This is a genomic window from Desulfosporosinus lacus DSM 15449, from assembly GCF_900129935.1.
Lineage (GTDB): Bacteria > Bacillota > Desulfitobacteriia > Desulfitobacteriales > Desulfitobacteriaceae > Desulfosporosinus > Desulfosporosinus lacus.
In genome coordinates this window covers 25974-47844 of sequence record NZ_FQXJ01000020.1, presented here as the reverse complement: position 1 = coordinate 47844, position 21871 = coordinate 25974, and the positions used below count along the sequence as shown (strand labels likewise).

The following is a 21871-nucleotide window of genomic DNA, read 5'->3' as shown; positions in this document are numbered from 1 at the left end:
CAAGCCCCTTCTTTTATGGTATTTGGGTGATTTAAATCCGGCTCAAATAATTCTCCCTTTTCCTTCATCGCAAAAAACAAGGGAACGGTTTGATTATTACGGACGTAAGATGACTTTTATCGCTGTATCATCTTTATCCACTAAATCAAAGGCTTTTGAAATCTGTTCAAGTTTAAACTCATGGGTAATTAAGGATTTAATATCAATCAGCCCTTGAAGAACTGGTCGAAGGGTTTTGGGAGTCCAGACAAATCGTTCACGCCAAGAATGATGAACGAGGCAGGTATTGATAAATTCTATACCATCGTCATGCCACCGGCTGATATCCAAAGTAACTGGTTGGGTAATCCAACTGTACCAGACAAACTTTCCATTATGCCTAAGTACTTTGGTGCACATATTAATAGATTCTTGGCTGCCTGCTACCTCCACCACGACATCTGCACCTTGTCCTTTAGTTAATTCAGCAATTAACTGGGCCGCATCTTGTTGGGTGGAATTTATGACAATATCCGCACCGAGCTTTTTAGCCAGATCTAGTTTCCCCTCCAAGACATCAACGACGATGACTTTTTCCGCACCCTTTTGTTTGGCACATTGAGCGATGATCTGACCCGCAAAGCCGCCACCCATAACTACTACAGTATCCCCTAATTGGACACCTGAGTTCATACCGGAGTACATGGCACAGGATACAGGCTCACCTAAAGCCGCTAAATCTGGGTCTAAACCTTCCGGCACCGCTTGGAGTTCCCATTCTTTTGCTTTAAAATACTCAGCCAGATTGTTATTCCAACCAAAGGCAATAACCTGGTCCCCAACCTTATATTCCCTGACCTTGGCACCCACTTCTACGACGGTGCCGCCGCTCTCGTGCCCTAATCTAAAGGGAAACTCCGGCTTTTGTCTAAACTCAGCTGTCTGGGGAGGCATCTGCCCTCTGTAAAAGGTTTTATCCGACCCGCAGATTCCAATCAAATGGTTTTTAACAATAACCTCATCAGGCCCACATTCTAAATTACGTTCGACAAGAAAAATGTCGTACGCTTTATTGAGTAAAGCAGCTTTTGTAGTTATTCCCATTAAATACACTCCTATTTGCAAATTTGGTTTGGCAGGTCAAGCCAGCATGTCCTCCACATCGAGCACTCTTAAGGAACCCCAGTATCCTTGGTTAAGCAACTGTCCTAATTTGTGATACAAAACCCCAGCTTCCTGGACTTCCCCTGCAAATAAGAGACCTGTTAAGCACCCATTCTCAAGTAAAAGCTTCTGATAGACCCCTGAAGAGGGCTGGCTTAGAATAACTTCCTCCACACCTGAGCCTCCTTCAATTCTCCCTAAAGAAATGATCGGCAACCCAAAAAGTTGAATTGAGTTCATCGCGTGACTCCCAGGATAAGCCGTCCTCGAACCAGCCATACTGGCGCCGGCAATTTTGCCCTGCTGAACCGCTGTCAGCCACAATGCCCTGAGCATTGATTCACCGGTAAGCAGGCTGGCAGCTTGCGCTATATCCCCTGCTGCATAGATTGTCGGGACATTTGATTGCATGAATTCGTTGACCACGATCCCCTTTTCAATTTGCACTCCACTTTCAGTCAGAAAATCAAGATTGGGTCTTACCCCGACAGCTGTGATAACTAGCTCAGCTTCCAGGAAGTGATCTATTGTTTGAACTCCCTCAACCTTGTTCTCTTTAACTTGTAAAGATTTAACCTCGGTCCCCAGTAAAACCTGTACTCCATGGTTCCCAAGGGCTTTTAACAGCATATCTGCGGCAGCTTGATCTAGTTGTCCCGGCATTAGGCGGTTGGCCATTTCCACAACACTAACCTTAATGCCGCAGGCATTTAAAACTCGAGCGGCCTGTAAACCCACGAGACCCCCACCAATTATCACCGCATTTTTAACTTGGGGTAAAAACGAGTTTATTTCCTCGGAATCCGCTTTATTCCAAAGGGAAAATACCCCTTCCACCTCTAGATCAATCCAGCTTGGAATAAAGGGCCGAGATCCTGTGGCAATTAAAAGCTTATCATAAGCAATTTTCTCGCCATTCTCTAAGATAACCGCGTTTTCCAGTACGCGGACTTGTTCCGCCCTGTGCCCAAGTCGAGTTTCTACACCATAGTTTTCGTAGAAATCAGCATCTCTAATATACATATCTTGTTCTTCGAGTTCATTTGTCATATATTCCGGGGTTGTAATTCGGCTATACGGAAGGTTAGCCTCTTGAGCTATCAAGATAATTTTCCCCGTTGGGTCGATGTTGCGGATCTGTTCGATCGCATTTGTCCCCGCAGGGCCATTACCCACTATCACATAAACCAATGGTGTAACCCCCTGTCTATACTTCGTCAAAGCACCATACTTCTGCCAATTCCTCAAGTAGTCTCTGCGCCCTTTGGGGATTAAAGACTCCACACACACAGGGAGTAGCCAAATATTCCCCCGCTTCTTGAGCAGTGCGTTTGCCACGTTTTAGATCCAACAGCATTTGCCTGACTAAATGCTGTGAAACCATACCATGTCCGCACATGGTCGTAATTTCAAGGAGCTCATCCTCAGGAATTCTCGCAAGCTTACCGCGAATTCCGACTGAGTACTCTACAGTATGGGGATCAATCCCGGCTTCCTGACAAGCCTGTTCCACATGCTCAACGATTCCTGATACAATCACCGAAACCCCAAGGTCTGCCTCTTTCAGTTCTTTTAGAGCATCTCTGAGTTGCTTCCGATCCGAAAACACTGCGTGAACGATCGAGGTGTCTGCAACATTGTTGATGATTTGATCCTTATTAACAAGAAACTTCCCACCAGTTTTCATATCACCCATATTCACATGTTCATATTTATCGAGGATTCGTAAAAATTCCTGTAAAGCGTACCTGGAATTAACTTCATTAAAACCTTTGGCAGTCATAGAAAAGACAATATAATCTTGTTGTAAGTTTGCTTCAGTTCCTCGTCGATGAAGGGTATGGCTCATTTTACACCCGCTCCCTTCACGTTCATGTGACCCAACCCCAAATTAATTTTTCCGTTGATTGAAAACCATTTATCATTTTCATTCATAATGCGGGCTGTAGGAACGGAAAAATCCTCATCAGTCCTCGCCACTAAGTCGATTGAAAATACCGTATTGATTTCCTCTGCCACCCTCTCCATCGTTTCCAGCACAGGAATCACCTTATCTAAGGGAATAATCATTTCAATAATCGCGGAAAGCACCTTTTCATTGAGCACCTCTGGGTTCATCTCCCCAGTGGTTTTATCTTTGAGTAATCCTGTCAAAGGATTATTGGGTTCAAACTCTACACCTAATTTGGCTAAGGCCATAAAGACCTTTTCTGCTTCGCGCATTCGGGCGCCCGTACCCGGACGTCCCATCTCAGCAGCCATTCCAGCAAAGCCTCGTTTAAAACGATTGGTAATATCATTAGTCTTCATTTCTTCTGTACCGCGACCTGGCACTCGGGTTTCCTTATGTTCAGCTAACGGATTGCTAAAGGTTCCTCTGATGGAACGAGGCCAACCATAGAGTGGTTGATGAAGGGCATCGACTGGACATACCTGGGCCCGGTAGCATATTCCGCAATCTACACATTCATCCTCATCTACATAGCAATGAACTTTGGTCCCTTTTCCACTGCGAGTGAAATTAATCACTCCCATAGTGCAAAACGGCCTGCATTGCCCACATCCTACGCACTTATTCGCGTCAATTTGCAAAACTTATCCCTCCTTTCAGCTTGAGCCTTGCGCAAGCTACTCTTGAATTCCAAAACATTTCGCCACAGTATCAGCTAAATCTTTAGGTTCACTGTACTCGATGACTTTACCAATCTCTTCTGAAATCTTAACACTGCCTGCAACAGGTAATTGCACGCCGGTAAATACCTTAGCCCCTGTCTGGGCTAGAGCTAAAGCCATCTGCAAATCTCTGGCACTGGTTAACTCCGGGAAAACTGCTACAACTTTTTCTACTCCAACAGCCCCAAGTACTTCAATTAGCTTAGCTGCATCCCCTTCCCCGCCCACACTGCAAATCAGTGGCGTAGCTTCGCCTTCCAATTCGTCTGCCAGGACTTTGTTTTCCAGTCTTTCCGAATTCAAACAACCGTACTTAGCAAGAGTTACCGCCGAATTTCCATAGGTTAGGCATAAAACCTTCTGAAAGCTCAGCTTTCTGGCCAGATCCAAATTACCTAGATCTTCCGTGAGCTTAAGGTTTGAACCTCCGCCAATCACACAAATTCCCTTGATCAAACCTTGGCCAAGGAGCGACTTAATCCCTAATGGATTAATGTCAGATACCCCTTCAGCCTTTTCGACTTGATTAGAAACCTTTACTTTCTTCAGATTACGTTGACTATAAGCGGCAATGCCTTGCATAAAGACTTCCTTAAGTGCCTCTTTGGTGGAAACTGCTGAAGCGACGACGGTATGATAACTAGCGGCAGGGATCCTTCCTTTACCAAGCCCATCTCCAATAAGATATAAATCTACGAGTCCTGTTAAAACAGCAAATTCGACCGTCCCCTGATTGCAGGAGGTATTAAAGCCAAAGTTCGAGGAGAAATCCCCAGCTAATACAATGTTCAAACCATCACTCGCACCTAGTTGGATCGCTTCCCCCTCAAGTTCATTGCGTAACTCAAACGCTTTGGCTAGCATCAGAGGGCTCACACCATCTAAGCAAATGTTGACGGCTTTTTCTTTAATTACACCTAACCCAACCAAGCGGGACTGACTGCTGTACTTGCCGTATAGTACCTCTGCCAGATCAGCGTTAAAGCCTGCTAAATTGATTTGTTGGGTTCCTAAGGTCATTAAATCATTTATATTACACGTTTTAGACTGTGCTCGATGATATGTTAACTCTGCAAACTTGAGGCTCAACCCCATCACCAAGTCACCCAAATCCGTCCCATTGACAGACCATTTTGTTGCTTTTAATTGGAGTAAATCCAGGGCCACTTCGCCAACTGAAACTTTACTCTTAAGCTCCGCTAGCATTTGTGAACCTGCAGCAACCAATTCGCGATTTTCTCCGGCTTGCCTAGTTAACCAAAGTAAGACCAGCTCATCGTTCCCTAAACCGCAAACCGTGCTATTTTCCTCAGGGCGAAAGGGGTTTAAGCGGCACGGCCCCTGCAAACACTCGTAACAGCTCAGTCCAATTTGGCTAAACCCGTCTTGAGGTAACATACCCTCGTATTTATTCCAAGAAAGTTGAAGCCCCTCGTTTTTAGCCTTAAACAAATAGTCTCTAGCAGCAGTATCCATTGTTTTTCTTCGAACTTGACGCATGAATCAAAATCCCTCCTTAATTCAACTTAGAAACTATTTTTATACATCTTTATCAACCCAGGCAAGCCCAGACTCCCTTTTTTGCTTTAACTGAAGTAAATAGTCCTCAAGAGAGATTTCCTGTAAGGCACCCGTTGGGCAGGCCGCCACGCAATAGGGTTGCGACATTTGGAAACATTGGTCACATTTATCCGCAGAGTGTTTCTCGTGGGCAGGCGCAATCACTCCATAAGGACAAACCATAACACACATCCAACAAGAGATACATTTGTTGCCATTGACAAAAACACAGCCACTCTTCTCATCTCGTTGCATTGCCCCGGTTGAGCATATTTCCAAGCATGGGGCATCTTCACAATGCCTGCACTGAATCGGTGAAGAATTCTCCCCATCCCATTCTACATAGACTCTTGGCCTTGGCAAGATTTGTTCCTGAACAGCCTCTGGCAAGGATTTGCTTATAGAGCTGCGTTCGACCGCACATCTTAATTCGCAGGTTTTACATCCTAAACAACGACTCTGATCCACGAAAATGCGCTTACGCGCGGGATTATCCATAACCATCTTGCGATCCCCCTTTCGAAAAATTATGATTCGCTCTCCATCTCCCGGCATCCTATATTTTTTCATTGTTTTCATTTGTTTTTTGAAAATTACGTAAATTGAATAAATTTTCCGAAATCCATCTAGGAATTAATTAAAAAATCTGTTAGTATTCAAGAGTAGCTGTCTACTAGCACTCCATTTACAGCCGGAGGGTATTATGGGAAAACCACTTCCTTTGCGTGTTCGAGTTTTTATTACCACTGCAATTAGTAGTTTAATACCCCTTATCCTAGCAATAAGTATCTTACATTTCAGTTTTATCGATAGCTTTGAGGAGCAGATTGCCAATCAAGCTATGGATATTGCCACACTCGCTTCCCAACGTCAGGACGTCATCGCAGGATATTATTCGGAAAATCCAGTCAATGACCTCCAGATAATCGCAGAGGAGATTCGAAATTATACACACGCGACGTTTGTTGTCTTTCTTGATAAAGAAGGTAAACGACATAGTCATCCGAATGAGGCCTTAATTGGCTTGCCTTTCACAGGAGGGGACGAGGGCCCTGCTTTGCACGGTCAATCTTATACCTCTAAAGCAGTAGGAATATCCGGCCCCTCGATAAGGGCCTTTGCGCCAATCTTTAACGGTTCTCAACAAATTGGCGCAGTTGCTGTTGGCTATTTTGAACCTGGAATTTCCCTAACTCTAGCGAAAATTTACAAAATATTCTATCTTGTCATTCCGCTTGGCCTTTTACTAATTGTGCTCTTTTCGATTTTATTGGCCAATAACATTAAAAACTTAATTTTCGGAATGGAACCTTTAGAAATTGCAACCTTGCTTAAGGAGCGGGACTGCATGCTTCAATCCGTTAAAGAAGGGATTATTGCGATTGACCAAAATTCCGAGGTTACAGTGGTCAACCAAGTAGCTCAAAACCTTTTCCCGCCGGGCACGGTATTTATTGGATGTCACATTTCTAAACTAATTCCAGACTCTCAACTGACGCTTGTTATGAGTACTCAACAACCCTTAGAAGACGAGCAGTTATTGATTAATGGAAATATCGTCCTAACGAATCGTCACCCCCTTGTTATTAATAATAAAATAATGGGAGCAATTGCTACTTTCCGTCCTTTAACTGAGGTCAACCGTATTGCCGAAGAGCTTACTGGGGTGAAGAATATCGTCGGCGCCTTACGTGCACGTACTCATGAATTTTTGAACAAACTCCATGTTATTTCTGGCTTAATTCAACTCGAAGCTTATGATGAAGCAAAAAGTTATATTTCATCGATCACCTTGAAAGAACACTCATTAGTCAGTTTTCTGATTGACAGTATTCAGAGCAGTGCCGTCGTCGGACTATTAACTGGTAAAGCCAGCGAAGCTCAAGAGAAACAAATCAATCTGGAAATCGACCGCGAAAGCCAACTCGTTACCCTTCCTAAGTATTTCGATGAACATGCTATGATTGTTGTTTTAGGGAATTTGATTGAGAATGCTTTTGATACAGTTGCTGGCCAGGAAAAACGTCTAGTTCGTGTGCTGATAAAACAAAGCCCTCATGATATTTGTATACTAATAGAAGATAGCGGCACCGGAATTCCTATAGAATACCGCCATCGAGTATTTGAGGCTGGATTCACCTCTAAAGAACACGGTCAAGGCTTTGGTCTTCCGAACTGCAAGAACCGTATCGATGTCGCTGGTGGAACAATTACCTTTTGCACTGACGAAAACGGGACTGTTTTCCGAATCGTTATTCCTTATGAACTTCCCTAAGATTTCTGCTCCATTGCAAGCGTTGGCATTCGATCTAAGCTTTATCTACCGCTGAAATTATCACGAAAGGAGTTGTTTTCACTTGGACCCAATTCGAGTGTTTATAGTTGAAGATGATCCCATGGTAGCAAGCATTAATAAACGGTTTACCGAAAAAATGCCTCCTTTTATAGTGGTTGGGATAAGCAATAATGAAAATGATTCTTTACAGCTAATAAAGGAAACCAAGCCAGATTTAGTTTTATTGGATATCTTTTTAACTCACGGTAACGGCCTGAACATTCTGAAACGAATCCGGCAAAGAAAAATATCTACAGATATTATTTTAGTGACAGCCGCTAAAGATAGTTCAACAATCCATGAAGCCTTACGCTACGGCGCTGTCGACTATTTGATTAAACCTTTTGATATGGAGCGTCTCCAACAAGCTCTCCAAAGTTATTTGAGGCTTCGTAACATGATGTCAAAAAACTCAGACTTAAGCCAACATGAGCTTGATAAGCTTAATACCCCGGTTGAAGTTACTCGCGAAATCGTACCAATGGCTAAATCTACGCCCCTTCCTAAAGGGGTTCATCAATTAACTCTTGAACAAATCCTAGGCTTTCTTAATAAACAAGAAAAATCCCTTTCCTGTCAGTCCATTGCCTCAGAACTGACCATGTCTAAAATTACCGTTTGGCGTTATTTAGAATACCTATTAGAAACTGGGAAGGTTCAAGTTGAATTGGAATATGGTACTCTCGGACGTCCGACTAAACTGTATAGTGTTAATCCTTGGTGATTATGGCCCAATATCGGTTACCTTATAAGCGAAGCAACCAGTCGTTTGGTATTTGAACAATGCCCACTGGTTGCTTTAGTTTTGCTGTTGACCATGGCCAGCGCATAAGGGCAACTAAAGTTGCCGACTGCGCTTATGGCTTCTCCGCTAAGTTAACACGTACGAAGACAGTGCCTTTGGGCGCCAACCAAGTTTTCTTTATCGTTATTCACCTTATTCTCACCTCTACATCACCGAAGGTAAATAAGTACTAATTATCGGAACATAGGTTATCAATGCTAAAATTCCCAGCATGACTGCTAAGTAAACTTTGAGATAAGGGAAGGTTTGAACCAATGGAACATTTCCGACTGAACAAGCTGTCAGTAAAACAGAGGCAACCGGTGGAGTTTGCTGACCAATCCCCAGGTTAATGGTGATGATGATCCCGAAGTGAATCGGATCAATCCCCAATTCACGAATTAAAGGCATCAAAATTGGGATAAGCATAATGATCGCCGCTGCAGAATGCATGAACATCCCAACAATCAAAAAGAAGACATTTAGAATCGCTAAAACGGCAATAGGATTAGAAGTTATGGTTGTCACCCAAGCAGCCAAACCCTGAGGGATTTGCTCACTCGTTAAAAACCAGCCGATAACAGCTGAAGCGGCGATAATAATCATGACAACAGCTGTCTGATTAGCTGCTCTTATTAAAAGGTCAGGCAGATCTTTAAACTTTAATTCCTTGTAAATGAACATCCCTATTAAAAACGCGGCAACCGATGCTACAGCGGCAGCTTCGGTAGGGGTAAATATCCCGCCCCAGATTCCGCCGAGAATAATAAAGGGTATCGTTAGTGCCCAAAAGGCTTCTTTAAAGGTCTTTCCTACAGCCGGAAAAGAAAAGGTAGAAGCAGCTTCCCAATTGTTTTTCTTAGCAAAGAAGTGATTGACGACTGTTAATACAAATCCAACAATCAATCCTGGGAAAATACCTGCAATAAACAAATCCGATACACTGACTCCAGCCATAACTCCGTACAGAATCATGGGAATGCTAGGAGGTAAAATAATGGCCATTGTTGCAGCCACAGACACTAAGGCTGCCGCAAACCCCTTCGTGTACCCCTTTTTCTCCATTTCCGGGATCAAAATCCCGCCTAAAGCAGCCGCACCAGCCACAGCGGAACCGGAAATTTCGGCGAAAATCATCGAGGTCACAACGGTTACTTGAGCTAATCCTCCGCGAGCAAAACCAACAAGACTACCCGCGAAATTCACGAGTCTTTGGGATAAATTCACAGCGCCCATTAACTCCCCAACAACCATAAATAACGGAATGGCGAGTAGGGGGAAGTTATTAGAACCATCAAACAAAATAATCGGCAACATATCCAAAGGAGCGCCTGTCAAGATAAATAGCCCTACTCCAACAATCGCTAAAGCAAAACCTATCGGCAGTCCTAAAAGGACTAACCCCATAATCCCACCAATTAGTATAGTTGCAATCATTTGCTATCACCTCTTTTAAACGAATTTACCGTGTCTGAGAAAAAACCAATCACCATAATTGCACTACCTATAGGAAGGACTAAATAAGCGATACCTTTAGTGATTGGAAGAGATACGGTCTCAGCAGACATTGCACCAATTGACAAGTTAAAGCCAAGGATCATAACAATTGCAAAGAAGGCAAGCATACTAAGATTGAAGATCGTTTGAATAACTAATCCTATCGATTTAGGAAGCATATCAAATAGCGATTCAAAACGAATATGAGTTTTTTGATATACTGCATAGGCAGAACCAAGAAAGGTAATCCAAACTAGAGAAAAGCCTGAAAATTCCCCTGTCCACGTTGCAGCATTTTGTAATATAAAACGAGTGAATACTCCCCAAGCCACACTCAACGTAATCGCAATCATAAGTATGATAAGGGTCCATTTTAACCCGGCTTGTATAATTCGATCAATTCGACTTAGGAACTGCATTTGATTCTGCCTCCTTTAGCTTTATTAATTAAGAACTCATGCCCCCATATTCGAAGCCATAAATATGAGAATAAGGGACATGAGCTTTTTAAACTTGCGATCGATTCTTTAATTACTCCTTGGCTGTTTTCACTACTTTATCCACAAACGCAGGATCAATAGATTCTTTGAGCAGATCAATGACCGGCCCTGTTTTGTCCTGGAAGGCTGCTACATCAGCTGTGTTAACGGTCATTCCTGCTGCCTTAAATTTGGCTAGGAGCTCGCCTTCTACTTTCGCTCCATATTCACGAGTAAAGTCACCTGCATCAACAGCAGCTTTTTTTAAGATCTCTTGTTGCTCAGGCTTTAATTTGTCGAACCATACCTTACTGGCGACTAAGTAGGCAGGTGTATAGGTATGATTTGTAAGGGAAAGATATTTTTGAATTTCAGCGAAACGACCAGCTTCAATTTGCACGAATGGATTTTCCTGACCATCAAAGACTCCCTGCTGTAACGCTGTAAATACCTCACTGAAATCTGAAGTCGATGGATTAGCCCCAAATTCCTTAAACATTGCTACTCGCAGTTTACTTTCTGGTACCCGTATTTTAATTCCTTTTAAATCTTCAGGAACGTTAATCGGACGTTTATTATTGGTAATGTGACGGAAACCATTTTCCCAGAAGCCTAAGCCATACATACCGTACTGCTCAAATAAAGGTTGAAACTCTTTCGTCCACATTTCTCCGTGTGCGAATTTAGTGACTGCAGCAGCATCTTTAAATAAGAACGGGATATCAAAAACTCCAAATTTCGGATCTATTTGAGCCATAGCTGTTGAAGGAAGAGACAAATGGATTGCTCCAGTTTTATGGGCATCAATTGCAGCTAGGTCTTTCGCTAATTGACCATCAGGAAACACTTGAACCGCTATATCTCCTTTAGAGCGCTCTTCAACAAGTTCCTTGAACTTCATCGCCCCTTCATACATTGCTCCACCCTTACTGGATGTCGAGGATAGCTTTACAGTAACACTTGGTTTCTTAGCAGAATCACTTCCTGCTGTGTCCGCAGGCTTAGTTGCAGCAGTCGATCCACACCCAATGAGTGCAAAAGCAATTACCGACACAAGTGCTAGATTAATAAAGCGATTTTTCTTCATCAATATAAATCCCCTCTCATTTTAGAAATTCCCCACCCGTTCCTAACCACCTTCACCTCCCAGAAAAATTGTTACATTACTCTAAATAGATAATTTTGAGAGAATGTTCAATTTTTTTCTCTCAAAAAAATTGCATTGGATTTTGAATATTGCAATTTTTATGCCAATTTTTATCATTTTTTTCTTAAGCTCCTTCGCTTTAAACCCAATGTTCTCTTATCACAGTCCCCTGCTTGTGTCTCTATTTAAACATTTCAAATATATGGATTATCAGAATATATCGTTGTAGGAATCGTCTTATTATTGAAACATTGTACTGCTTATTTTGCAAAAACCGTTTCTTATTTGAAACAGTTTTTGCAAACTTTTGGTAACTTGATTCTACTGCCAATGATACTCCTATAAGTAAGTCCCACGTTCTCTTATCAGAGTGGACTTCTCCAATGAATAAGTGATTCGCCTTTTGACCTTTTACTCCTATTTATTTTCATTGTTTTCATTGTTTTGAATATTTAATATGACATATGATTTTAAAGTTAGGTTTTCGTCTGATACGTTTTAGCCAATAACTGAACTGGATGTACTACCTGTGCAACCATACCGTGTGTTTTTAACCCGTAACTTAACTGCATTGTACAGGTTGGGCAACTGGTAGCAACCACAGTAGCTTTGGCAGTTGCGATGTTACTAATCTTCCGTTCAAGAACTTTCATGGACAGATCATGATGCATAATACTAAAGCTGCCCGCCGAACCACAGCAACGATCCGCTTCCTTCATCTCTTTAAACTCCACACCAGGAATAGCTTTTAATAGTTCGCGTGGTTGCTTAAAGACATTTTGCCCCCGTTTCAAATGACACGGATCGTGGTAGGTTACCGCGACATTAACTGGATTAGGACCTGGCTGAACACCCGTTTTTTCCACTAAAAACTTACTGAGATCATAGACCTTGTTACTTAATTCTTTTGCCTGGTTGTATTCGTCTGTACCCGGCTCAAAAAGCTTTGAATAGCTTTCCGCTAAAGTAGCCGAGCACGACGAACAATCAGTCACAACTGCGTCCACTTGTGCTGACAGCAAAATCTTCAGATTTTTTTTGGCCAGTTGTACCGCTGTATCCGTGTCCCCATAGGCTAAATGCGGCATACCGCAACACTTTACAGCCGGAGTTATCACTTCACAACCATGCCTGGCTAGGACGTCCACCCCACTCACCACAACATCTGGATAAATTAAATTCGTCGCACACCCTAAAAAATAAGCTACGCGAAAACGCTTTTCTCCATAGGGCTTAACAACTTCCGGTATCCGTCCACGAGCTAGTTTTTTTGAGACATCCGGCAATATTTTTGCACCTGCACTCATTTGTTCTGGCAAATGCTCAATTAGTTTTGACCTTGTCAAAACATTATTTAACCCCGTCTTTTGATAAAGTTTCACGAGTGAAAAAGATGTTTGAAGCAGAGCTGGGCGAGTTAAGAATCCCCTAAGCACCAACTTTTTGATAATGTTTCTATCTAAAACATCATCAAGGTAATCTCTTACTCCCATCACAATTTCATCCGTAATCACCCCAGACGGGCAATTGACAGCACAGGTTTTGCAAAGTAAGCACCCATAAAGTTTTTCAGACAGTTCTGCAGAGGGTGTGATCTTGCCTTCTTGGAGAAGTTTTACCAAGGACAGTCTTCCACGGGGTGAATCTGGCTCTCTTTTTGACTCGGAAAAGATAGGGCAATTCGCTCGACACTCACCACAGCGAACACATTTCTTAAGTTCCTCAGCAAAATCGACTCGATATGTTGTTTTCATACGCTTACCTCTCAGCCCATATCTTACCAGGATTCATAATTCCTTTAGGGTCTATGGCGTCTTTAATAATTCTCATGATCTCCAAGGCCTTACCGTGTTCTTCTTCCATGAATTGGGATCTAGTAAAACCTACCCCATGTTCTCCCGTCGTTGAACCTTCTAATTCCAAAGCAAGTTGATGAATATCATCTGCCACGCGGTGGGCGGCTTGAACCTCTTCTGGTTTTAAGGGATCAATAATTGGCGCTGTATGCATATTCCCGTCGCCAATATGACCATAAATGACCACAAGAGTATTATGTTTTGCCCCAATCTCCTTAATTCTCCGCAACGCTTCAGGAACCTTAGCCATCGGAAAGCAAACATCTTCTCCACAAAAAATTCTGGTTGCCCCTTCTTTGACACGAGCGGAAGCGGCTCCGATGACAGCTCGCCCTTGCCAAAGCTTCGCCATACGTTGGGCATCTGTAGCCCATTCTACCGAACTTGCCCGTTTTTCTGCAATCTCCTTGACTTGCTGTCCCTCAAAGTCGACGGCTGCTTTACTCCCATTAATTTCAAAGAACAGGGCTGCCTCAGCCTCAGGAAGCTTTAGATCCGGTTGAAATTTATTAGCGGCTTTAATCCCAGAGTCATCCAATATCTCAATACCCGATGGAATAATCCCATTCTTAAACACTTCTAATACGGTTGCAGCTGCATCATCCAAACTGGAAAACAACGTAAGCAGGATCCCTCTAACCGGTGGTTTTGGCAGAACCTTCAGTCTAACCTGAGTGATAACCCCTAGGGTGCCTTCTGACCCAACGTAAAGGCTTGTAAGGTTTATCCCGGAAACGCTTTTCAGGGCCCTGGAGTGTAATCCTCCGGTCTTCATGACTTCCCCATTTGGCAAGACGACTTCCAACCCCAGCACATACTGGCCTGTATTGCCAAACTTGACTGCTCTCAACCCACTGGCATTATTCCCAACCATGCCGCCAATCGTGGCCATTTTCGAGCTTCCTGGATCAGGTGGGAAAAATAGCCCATAGGGTGAAAGTGCAACATTAAGGTCAGCGTGCACAATTCCTGGCCTCACAACAACTTGCATATTTTTCTCATCGATTTCCACAATATCCGTCCAACCTGAAAGGTCGAGTACAATACCGCCTTTCACAGCTACACTCCCTCCGGTTTGACCGGACCCTGCTCCTCTGGGCGTAACAGGTATATTATGTTGATAAGCATAGCGCATGATGATTTGAACGTCCTCAGTGTTCATTGGACAGACCACAACATCAGGGTAAAATTCATTCAGCTGTGATAAAAAAGAACTGTCATAAGTATAGGTATACCGCTCGAGCTTACTGGAAATCACTTTTTCCGGGCCTAATAACTTCTTCATATCGTTAACTAGTTGACTTTTTTCTAACATACTTTCTTCCTCCCTTCTCCCTAGTACCTATTCATACATTTTACCAGCTACCAAAATATTTAGATTACACCTTTTACAGCGGCTTGCGCTACAGTTCGAGGAGATGCTAAGTAAATGCTGGCCTTAGTCGATCCAATTCGGCCAGGCGTATTCTTAACCGTCGTAGTAATTGCAACATCCCCCTCAGCCAATACTCCGAAATGTTTACCAGGGCACGGACCGCAACCTGGTGACATGATAAGTGCACCACGGTCTCTTAGAAGTGTGCTTAATCCTTTGTTATCCATCTCTTTGGCGACTTCTCGCGAAGCTGGAGTAATAATGAAGGTAACCTCAGGATGCACTGATTGGTCTCTTAAAACTTCTGCGATAACCTCCATATCTTCTACCCGGCCGGATGAACACCCTCCAGCGATTGCTACAGTCACTGTAGTACCTTCAAGCTCATGGACAAACCTAACCTCAGCGGGAGATGGAGGGACGGCGATCATCGCCTCTATTTCACGGGCATAAAGGGTGAAATTAGGTCGTCCCTCTTCCCCTGGAGGAACTATGAATGCTGTCACAGCCCCCGCTTCAGGAAGGAAATTACAAATAGCCATACACCCAGCATCGCTTAATCCATTAACCAATGCACCTGATAAAGCTATTGCCTTACCATTAATCTGGTCACCTAATTTCCAACTAAGGTATAAGGCCACATCCCTAGGCAGAATTCCCGGGCCTAATTCACCATCCAATTGAACAGACAGGACATGGGGTACTTTTAGTCTTAATTTCCCCGTGGTCATAACAGGGATCAACTCTTCCGGTGTTAATGCAAAAGCGATGGCTCCAAAAGCTCCCGCTGTTGCAACATGACCGTCCGCGCCGGCAATAATCATACCTGGGCATAGAGAGAGCCTTTCAGCCACAACTTGGTGTAAAACCCCTTCACCTTTATTATAAAGTGTACAACCCTGGACCTTTGAAAATACCGCAAATTCTTTATGAAAAGCACGGTCTTGGGGGGTCGGGGCAGGAAAAGCATGATCAACAGTAAAAACTACTCTCCGCCCATCAAACACTCTTTCTTCCGGATTCCATAGTTTAAGCAACTTAGGTCCGGTTCCATCGTGAGCCAGTACTAAATTTATATCTACCTCAATATCCTGTCCCTGCGAGATTTCCAGTAATCCCGCACTGCGAGCTAGATTTTTATAGAAATAATCCACCAAAAACCTAACACCTGCTTTCCGGAATTAGTTAGAATCAAAATCTATTTTCTTCATTGACGATTGAGAAGGTCAGATTTGTTGACAATAACTTATTGAAACATGCTACTGCTAGTTCAAAATTATTTTAGAACAAATCTTGTTTTTGAAGTAATTTGATAAAATTAGCTTCTATATTTGCACTCTCTCCGAAGATAGGCTCTAAAGGAACAAACCCGAAACCATTAGCTTTATCACCCAGAACCTCTTCACTAACCCCCAAGGCCATGACCTTTCCAGAACTTTTCAATCCTTTTGTAACATCCGTTACACTGAATAGACTATTGTCTAAGATGACAACCGTATCAGGCCGCGTATTGTTAGTGGATCTCACTCGGATGGGTTGTTCAGAAACTCTTAAAATTGAATACATTGGCGCCCCCGGGCGAAATGCGGCAAAAGAGTCAAACACTTGTACATTTTTCCCCTGACCCAACGCATATTTGCCAAGAACTCGAACTAATTTACCAACAGGTTGACCAAAGCGACCATGAAAGCGAATCTCTGTCATTTTTTTCACTCCCCTCTTCCATAGTGCCTGTTTACTCCAGCTTGAATATCTTGAATATCTTCTTGAGTCAAATCCTTAAATCGACCTTGAGGCAGCAGATAATTATCAACCGGAATAAAGGTGGGCTCAACCGTGCGAGTTCGCTTACCTTCATCTACTTCGTAAAGTTCAAACAAGCCACTTTCCACTGCTAAACGGGCAAGTTCGATGGTTTTTTCCGCCGGAATTTGCCAACCGCGATGACAAGGTGCCAAGATATGCATATAGGAAAAACCAGGTTTTTTGGCTGCTTTTTTAAATTTGGCGATGAGATCTAACGGATACGCTATCGAGGCACTTGCTACATAATCGATTTCATGGGCTTCCATAATCGCCAACATATTCTTCTTCTTAACCTTTTTGCCATTCGCCATGTTACTAGTAATCGCGAACTTAGGGGTCTGACTGCCCGTTTGCCCCCCGGTATTCATGTACATCTCGTTGTCATAACACACGTGCATCATGTGTTCATTACGTTCCGCCGCTCCCGTCAGAGCTTGGAACCCAATGTCCGCTGTACCTGCATCCCCCGCCCAAGAAACTACGTTGACATCTTCGATCCCTTGGGCATCTAAGGCTGCCCTGATTCCGGAAGATACTGCCGGGGCTATTTCAAATAACGTATGATAAAAGGGAATCTGCCAAGTCGTTTTTAGGTTTGAGCCGCCCATGGTTGCCATGCACGATGCTGGAATTGTTATAATCGTCCTTGAGCCTAAAGCCTTCATTGCTTGCCTTCCAGCAACGGCTGCACCACAGCCCCCACAACCCGCATGTCCTTGACCAAATAACTCCTCTTTCGGCAAATCAGCGATGGATAGAGCCATGTTTAATCCCTCCTTATAACCCGAACCACTCGGAAGCGGTTGCCTGTTGTTCAGTTTTCTCTGAAAGTTCGAGTACTTGCTTAATTTCTTCGGTCGTTACATCTCGGCCACCCAGCCCTAGAATATAACTGTTAATGCGTACGGTTTGCCCGTATAATGCTGATCTCACTTCAGTACCTAACGCTCCCCCGAGGCCATAGACAATATTTTTATCACCTACAGTAATCAGTTGAACCTTCTTCAGGGCTCGTCGGAGTGCTTCGGCTGGGAAAGGACGCCATGTCCGCATTTTGACTAACCCAACTTTTTGACCTTGACTCCGCAGTTCATCAACTGCGATTCGGGCATCACTGATCATTGAGCCCATTGCTACAAAGGCATGCTCTGCATCTTCCATTTGATAACTATCGATTAACCCCGACCAATCTCGGCCAAATTCATTAGCATAATCTGTGGAAACACTGTCGATGACTGTTAGGGCTTGCTCCATGGCCTCATTTTGGCGGAACTTATAATCCATATAAAATTCAGGACTGGCAACAGTATTGACCGCCTGTGGGTTCTCAACATCAAGGGTTCGAACTCGAGTTAAAGGTAAAAATTGATCTAGTTTCTCCTGATCAGGAACCTCAACTTCTTCTAGGGTATGAGATTGAATATACCCTTCATAATTCACCATCACTGGCAAACGAACTGTTTCGGCGATTTTAAAGGCCTGGAGCATATTATCCAGCACTTCTTGATTATTCTCACAAAAAAGCTGAATCCAACCGCTGGCTCCTTGGGAAATCGCATCCCCTTGTTCCGGGAAACGGCTATGCGGTGCGGAAAGAGCTCGATTGGCAACTGCCATCACCACAGGTTGACGCAATCCAGCCGTATGATATACGACTTCCGTCATATAGAGCAATCCTTGAGAATTTGTCACAGTAAACGTTCGACTGCCTGCAAGACTGGCACCCAATGCCGCTGCTAAGGCACTATGATCAGATTCAACTCGTACAAATCGGGTATTTAAATCACCCTCATCAATAAACTTACTAATCCTCTCCATTGCTGGAAAAGCCGGTGTAATCGGGTAATATGCCAAGACTTCAATACGGGCGAGCTTTGCCCCATAGGCTGCTGCCTCACTGCCTGTTAATAACGTTGTACTCATTCATTTCCCCCCTTAACGGAAAACGCCCTTAACCCCAGAATACTCAGGGATCATTTGTATGGCATTCTCTTTACATTCATTCGCACAAATTCCGCACCCTTTACATAACCTTAAGCTTAGAACTAATTCACCCGCTTGTTGGACTATAGCCCCATCTGGGCAAAACAAGGTGCAATCTAAGCACATATTGCAGTTCTCTAAAATTTCTGGATGTTGAATACGCCATGTTATTCCTGTTGGCGTCTCGACGAGGCTTCCTGCCTTCGCTGTCGGAACAACCGGAAGATTTTTAACCACTGATTTTCCTCCTTTCGTTTTGTATTTGAAGAATATTGCAATTGTTGTGCCAACAAAGAAACAAAAAAAGAGCCGAAGCTCTTCTAATACTAAAATATTCTGTCATTAAGCCTATGGCGCCAATATATGTCCTCTTAACTAGTTGTATATTTTAAAGCTTTTCCATGAGGCCTGGTTAACTGTTTCACATAAGCAACATAAAGCATCCAGTAGTTGAAACAAACCGTTGCGATTACTGGACGCTTTATCTTTTTCTTGCATCTTACCAAAGTAAGCTGAGCTCTCTCGATACGTTTCCCTATGACTATTATCAATTATTACATATCCTCTGCTTCTTGCATCTTACGCCACAAAGTAGTCCGACTAATTCCTAAACGACGGGCCGTTTCAGTTTTGTTGCCGCCACATTCCTTAAGGGCCTTTTGAATGGAACGAATTTCTGCTAACTCTACTTCGCCGCGCAGCCTCTCTTCCCGTTCAGGAATAATGACAGTCTGCTTTCGGTCCAGGCCAAGCGCCCGAGCAGTATCATCCTCGGAAATTTCCCTTTCCCCGGTCAGCATGACTAAACGCTCCATGGCATTGCGCAATTCGCGTATGTTTCCAGGCCATGGATAGTCTAAGAGGATCTGCTCAGCTTCTCCAGAAAGCCCACCCGTACTCCGTTTCATCTTTCGACTAAATTCGTCCAAGAAATGACGGGCAATTATTAGAATATCACTCCCACGCTCAGCAAGCTCTGGCACTACTAAGGACAAAACATTCAAACGATAAAACAGATCTTCTCGAAAACTTGCCTTTTCGACCATTTCTTTAAGGTCTCGGTGTGTCGCTGCCACTAGCCGAACGTTCACTGGCAAAATGCTGTTATCCCCCAAACGCATGACCTCGCCCTCTTCCAGTACCCGAAGTAAGCGTGCTTGCAACGAGGGTGCCATCTCCCCAACCTCGTCCAGAAATAAGGTTCCGCCATGGGCGATCTCGAATACTCCTGCCTTGCCACCTTTGCGAGCCCCTGTGAAAGCACCCTCAACATAACCAAATAGTTCACTTTCTAAAAGGTTTTCTGGCAAAGCTGCGCAGTTTATGGCCACGAACGACTCACACCGTCGCGGGCTGGCATTGTGAATTGCTTGAGCAAAAAGTTCTTTTCCCGATCCGGTCCTGCCATGCAATAGGACTGTAGAATCAACTTGGGCATATTCCCGCGCCCATTTTACAGCATCTTTAATCGCTTGACTTTGCCCTAAGATATGACTAAAACTATGCTTTGCAACATGTCCCCTGTCGGCCAGAGTGCGCCGCACTTTATGCTCTAGACTTTGCAACCGGTCAACGGACTGAAAGGTAGTAACAACCCCCTCTACTTTATCGTCCACTTTAATAGGGATATTATTAGCCACAACTTTAGCCCGATTTATCTCCATAATCTCCCCAACCTCTGCCTTGCCCGTCTTTAAGACATTTTGACAGCGGGATTTTTGCAGCACGTCAATAACTAAACGACCAATGGCTTTTTCAGCAGTCCATCCCGTAAGTTTCTCCGCAACCGGATTAAAAACGCTAATTCTCCCCTGTTCATCCAAGGCAATGACCCCGTCATAGGTGAAGTCTAAAATAGCTTTTAATTGTTCAACACGACGTTTTTCTAATTTACGCACTTCTAAGACACGCTTTGCTTCCGCTAGGGCACGCCGGACTGCTTCTCTGCCAGACCTAATTACCACCGCCTGCATGCCTAATTTTTTAGCCGCATTTGCCATAGCCACTTTACCAATTACAACTTGTACATTAGCATCTTTCAGGGCAGCTACCCCTTTAAGAATATCCTCTTTCTGATCTGCCAAGGTATACTTTACGAAACTCTCTCCGACAATTTCTTCGAAACTGGCTATCTCTTGAATCATATCATTAACATCAACAATCCCAATTGGGCTTCCGAGATTTTTAGCCTGTAAATAAGCTTCCAGGATATCTAATCCACCAATAAGTACATCGATGACAGGGAGAGATGCTCTAGATTCTCTAATCATCCAAGCGGTAACTCCCCTGCTGACAATTACGTGATACCCCTGTCTCTCGGCTTCTAAGGCAAGTTTCACCCCTTCTTCCATTCGGGCAACTTTAATATCGATCTCCGGCGCCTTTTCCAGACGACTGACTTCTTTAACCAAACTAGCCAGCTCTTGTAATGGTGCGATAAATAAGATTTCTGCCATTTCTTACGCCCCCCGGTTTCATGTTTTGCCATTGATCAACCAGCATGGCGTCTATGTCTTAGAATTTCGACCCATACTTATTCAAGTGAACCTTATCAAACCCTAAATCCCCCTCTACATGAGGCGACTTGAATTCGTCAGGGTATCCGATAGAAATAATCGAAGTAACCTTAAGGTTCTCTGGAATGCCCAAGATCCTTCGTATGTTCTGTTCGGCCGTTTCGGATTCCGAAAACTGGCGTTCCCTAATTTGAATCCAGCAAGATCCTAATCCTAAAGATGCTGAAGTCAGATGTAAAATCGTTGCCGCAATGGATGCATCTTCTATCCATACATCACTTTTCTCAGGATCAGCCAAAATTACAATGCCCAAGGCAGCATCCTTTAGAAACCCTGCACCTTTTTTACATGACGCTAACTGAGTTAATACCTCTGGATCATCGACAGCAACAAATTGCCACGGTTGGAACCCACGCGAGGAGGGGCTCAATAAAGCAGCTCCCAAAAGCAATTGAACTGTATCAACATCCAACTTTTCAGATGCATACTTCCGAATACTGCGGCGTTTATAGAGAAGATCCAACATAATTCTACCCCCTGTCAAATTTGAACCTAGACAATAATTGTCGAATTTTATGTAAACTTAAATATACTCATTAAGATTATATTGAACGCCCCCGATTATTTTTGCAAGCCCTGAGAAAAAATTTTCCGAATCCACTCTCCCGTCCTTAGGTTTCTATTCTAGGAGAGCATTTTAATATGCCGAAAAAAGAG

General features: G+C 43.5%; 20 protein-coding genes. 2 read left to right on the top strand and 18 right to left on the bottom strand.

The features are described from left to right. Positions 1-96: 96 nt before the first annotated feature. Genes BUB11_RS21220 through BUB11_RS21195 form a run of 6 tightly spaced genes read right to left on the bottom strand, consistent with a single transcriptional unit; the run spans position 97 to position 5880 of the window. Positions 97-1083: a zinc-dependent alcohol dehydrogenase gene (locus BUB11_RS21220; protein ID WP_073032062.1), complete on the bottom strand. Its 987-nt coding sequence runs from the start codon at positions 1081-1083 to the stop codon at positions 97-99. A 36-nt stretch (positions 1084-1119) separates the two neighbouring features. Continuing rightward, a complete protein-coding gene (locus BUB11_RS21215; protein WP_242947636.1) occupies positions 1120-2325 on the bottom strand; it encodes an NAD(P)/FAD-dependent oxidoreductase in 1206 nt (401 codons plus the stop codon). A gap of 25 nt (positions 2326-2350) precedes the next feature. Further along, on the bottom strand, positions 2351-2992 hold the full coding sequence (locus BUB11_RS21210; RefSeq protein ID WP_073032059.1) for a hypothetical protein: 642 nt from the start codon (positions 2990-2992) through the stop codon (positions 2351-2353). Then, on the bottom strand, positions 2989-3735 hold the full coding sequence (locus tag BUB11_RS21205; RefSeq protein ID WP_073032057.1) for a 4Fe-4S dicluster domain-containing protein: 747 nt from the start codon (positions 3733-3735) through the stop codon (positions 2989-2991). Before BUB11_RS21205 ends, BUB11_RS21210 begins: the two co-directional genes overlap by 4 nt. Positions 3736-3771: 36 nt before the next feature. Beyond that, positions 3772-5316, bottom strand: a complete 1545-nt coding sequence (locus BUB11_RS21200; protein WP_073032055.1) for an anaerobic carbon-monoxide dehydrogenase catalytic subunit — start codon at positions 5314-5316, stop codon at positions 3772-3774. A 39-nt stretch (positions 5317-5355) separates the two neighbouring features. Then, a complete protein-coding gene (locus BUB11_RS21195; RefSeq protein ID WP_242947634.1) occupies positions 5356-5880 on the bottom strand; it encodes a 4Fe-4S dicluster domain-containing protein in 525 nt (174 codons plus the stop codon). 199 nt (positions 5881-6079) lie between these two features. Between BUB11_RS21195 and BUB11_RS21190 the strand changes: the two genes are divergently transcribed. Both BUB11_RS21190 and BUB11_RS21185 read left to right on the top strand, forming a co-directional pair. After that, complete coding sequence (locus tag BUB11_RS21190) at positions 6080-7651, top strand: ATP-binding protein (protein WP_073032054.1); 1572 nt, start codon at positions 6080-6082, stop codon at positions 7649-7651. 82 nt (positions 7652-7733) lie between these two features. Continuing rightward, positions 7734-8435: a response regulator transcription factor gene (locus tag BUB11_RS21185; protein ID WP_073032052.1), complete on the top strand. Its 702-nt coding sequence runs from the start codon at positions 7734-7736 to the stop codon at positions 8433-8435. A 225-nt stretch (positions 8436-8660) separates the two neighbouring features. Here the strand turns inward: BUB11_RS21185 and BUB11_RS21180 are convergent, their stop codons facing one another. From BUB11_RS21180 to BUB11_RS21125, 12 genes are all read right to left on the bottom strand, one after another. Then, on the bottom strand, positions 8661-9932 hold the full coding sequence (locus BUB11_RS21180) for a TRAP transporter large permease (protein ID WP_073032050.1): 1272 nt from the start codon (positions 9930-9932) through the stop codon (positions 8661-8663). Continuing rightward, entirely contained in the window at positions 9929-10411 is a 483-nt protein-coding gene (locus tag BUB11_RS21175; RefSeq protein ID WP_073032048.1) for a TRAP transporter small permease, read from the bottom strand. The genes BUB11_RS21180 and BUB11_RS21175 overlap by 4 nt, the downstream gene beginning before the upstream one ends. 112 nt (positions 10412-10523) lie before the next feature. Further along, positions 10524-11558, bottom strand: coding sequence for a TRAP transporter substrate-binding protein (locus BUB11_RS21170; protein WP_084110443.1), 1035 nt, complete (start codon positions 11556-11558; stop codon positions 10524-10526). Between the two features lie 536 nt (positions 11559-12094). Then, the gene (locus BUB11_RS21165; RefSeq protein WP_073032046.1) at positions 12095-13372 is read right to left on the bottom strand and encodes a (Fe-S)-binding protein; all 1278 of its coding nucleotides are present in this window, start codon (positions 13370-13372) and stop codon (positions 12095-12097) included. Between the two features lie 4 nt (positions 13373-13376). Further along, complete coding sequence (locus tag BUB11_RS21160) at positions 13377-14789, bottom strand: FAD-binding oxidoreductase (RefSeq protein WP_073032044.1); 1413 nt, start codon at positions 14787-14789, stop codon at positions 13377-13379. 59 nt (positions 14790-14848) lie between these two features. Beyond that, a complete protein-coding gene (locus BUB11_RS21155; protein WP_073032102.1) occupies positions 14849-16003 on the bottom strand; it encodes an aconitase family protein in 1155 nt (384 codons plus the stop codon). A 127-nt stretch (positions 16004-16130) separates the two neighbouring features. Continuing rightward, on the bottom strand, positions 16131-16553 hold the full coding sequence (locus BUB11_RS21150; RefSeq protein WP_073032042.1) for a 2-oxoacid:acceptor oxidoreductase family protein: 423 nt from the start codon (positions 16551-16553) through the stop codon (positions 16131-16133). Positions 16554-16558: 5 nt separating this feature from the next. Beyond that, positions 16559-17419 (bottom strand): thiamine pyrophosphate-dependent enzyme, encoded by an 861-nt coding sequence (locus tag BUB11_RS21145; protein ID WP_073032040.1) that lies wholly within the window; start codon positions 17417-17419, stop codon positions 16559-16561. A gap of 13 nt (positions 17420-17432) precedes the next feature. Next, positions 17433-18578: a transketolase C-terminal domain-containing protein gene (locus BUB11_RS21140; RefSeq protein ID WP_073032038.1), complete on the bottom strand. Its 1146-nt coding sequence runs from the start codon at positions 18576-18578 to the stop codon at positions 17433-17435. A 12-nt stretch (positions 18579-18590) separates the two neighbouring features. Continuing rightward, complete coding sequence (locus tag BUB11_RS21135; RefSeq protein ID WP_073032036.1) at positions 18591-18875, bottom strand: 4Fe-4S binding protein; 285 nt, start codon at positions 18873-18875, stop codon at positions 18591-18593. A gap of 317 nt (positions 18876-19192) precedes the next feature. Next, the gene (locus BUB11_RS21130) at positions 19193-21094 is read right to left on the bottom strand and encodes a sigma 54-interacting transcriptional regulator (RefSeq protein WP_073032034.1); all 1902 of its coding nucleotides are present in this window, start codon (positions 21092-21094) and stop codon (positions 19193-19195) included. A 58-nt stretch (positions 21095-21152) separates the two neighbouring features. Beyond that, a complete protein-coding gene (locus tag BUB11_RS21125) occupies positions 21153-21680 on the bottom strand; it encodes a nitroreductase family protein (protein WP_073032031.1) in 528 nt (175 codons plus the stop codon). Positions 21681-21871: the final 191 nt, after the last annotated feature.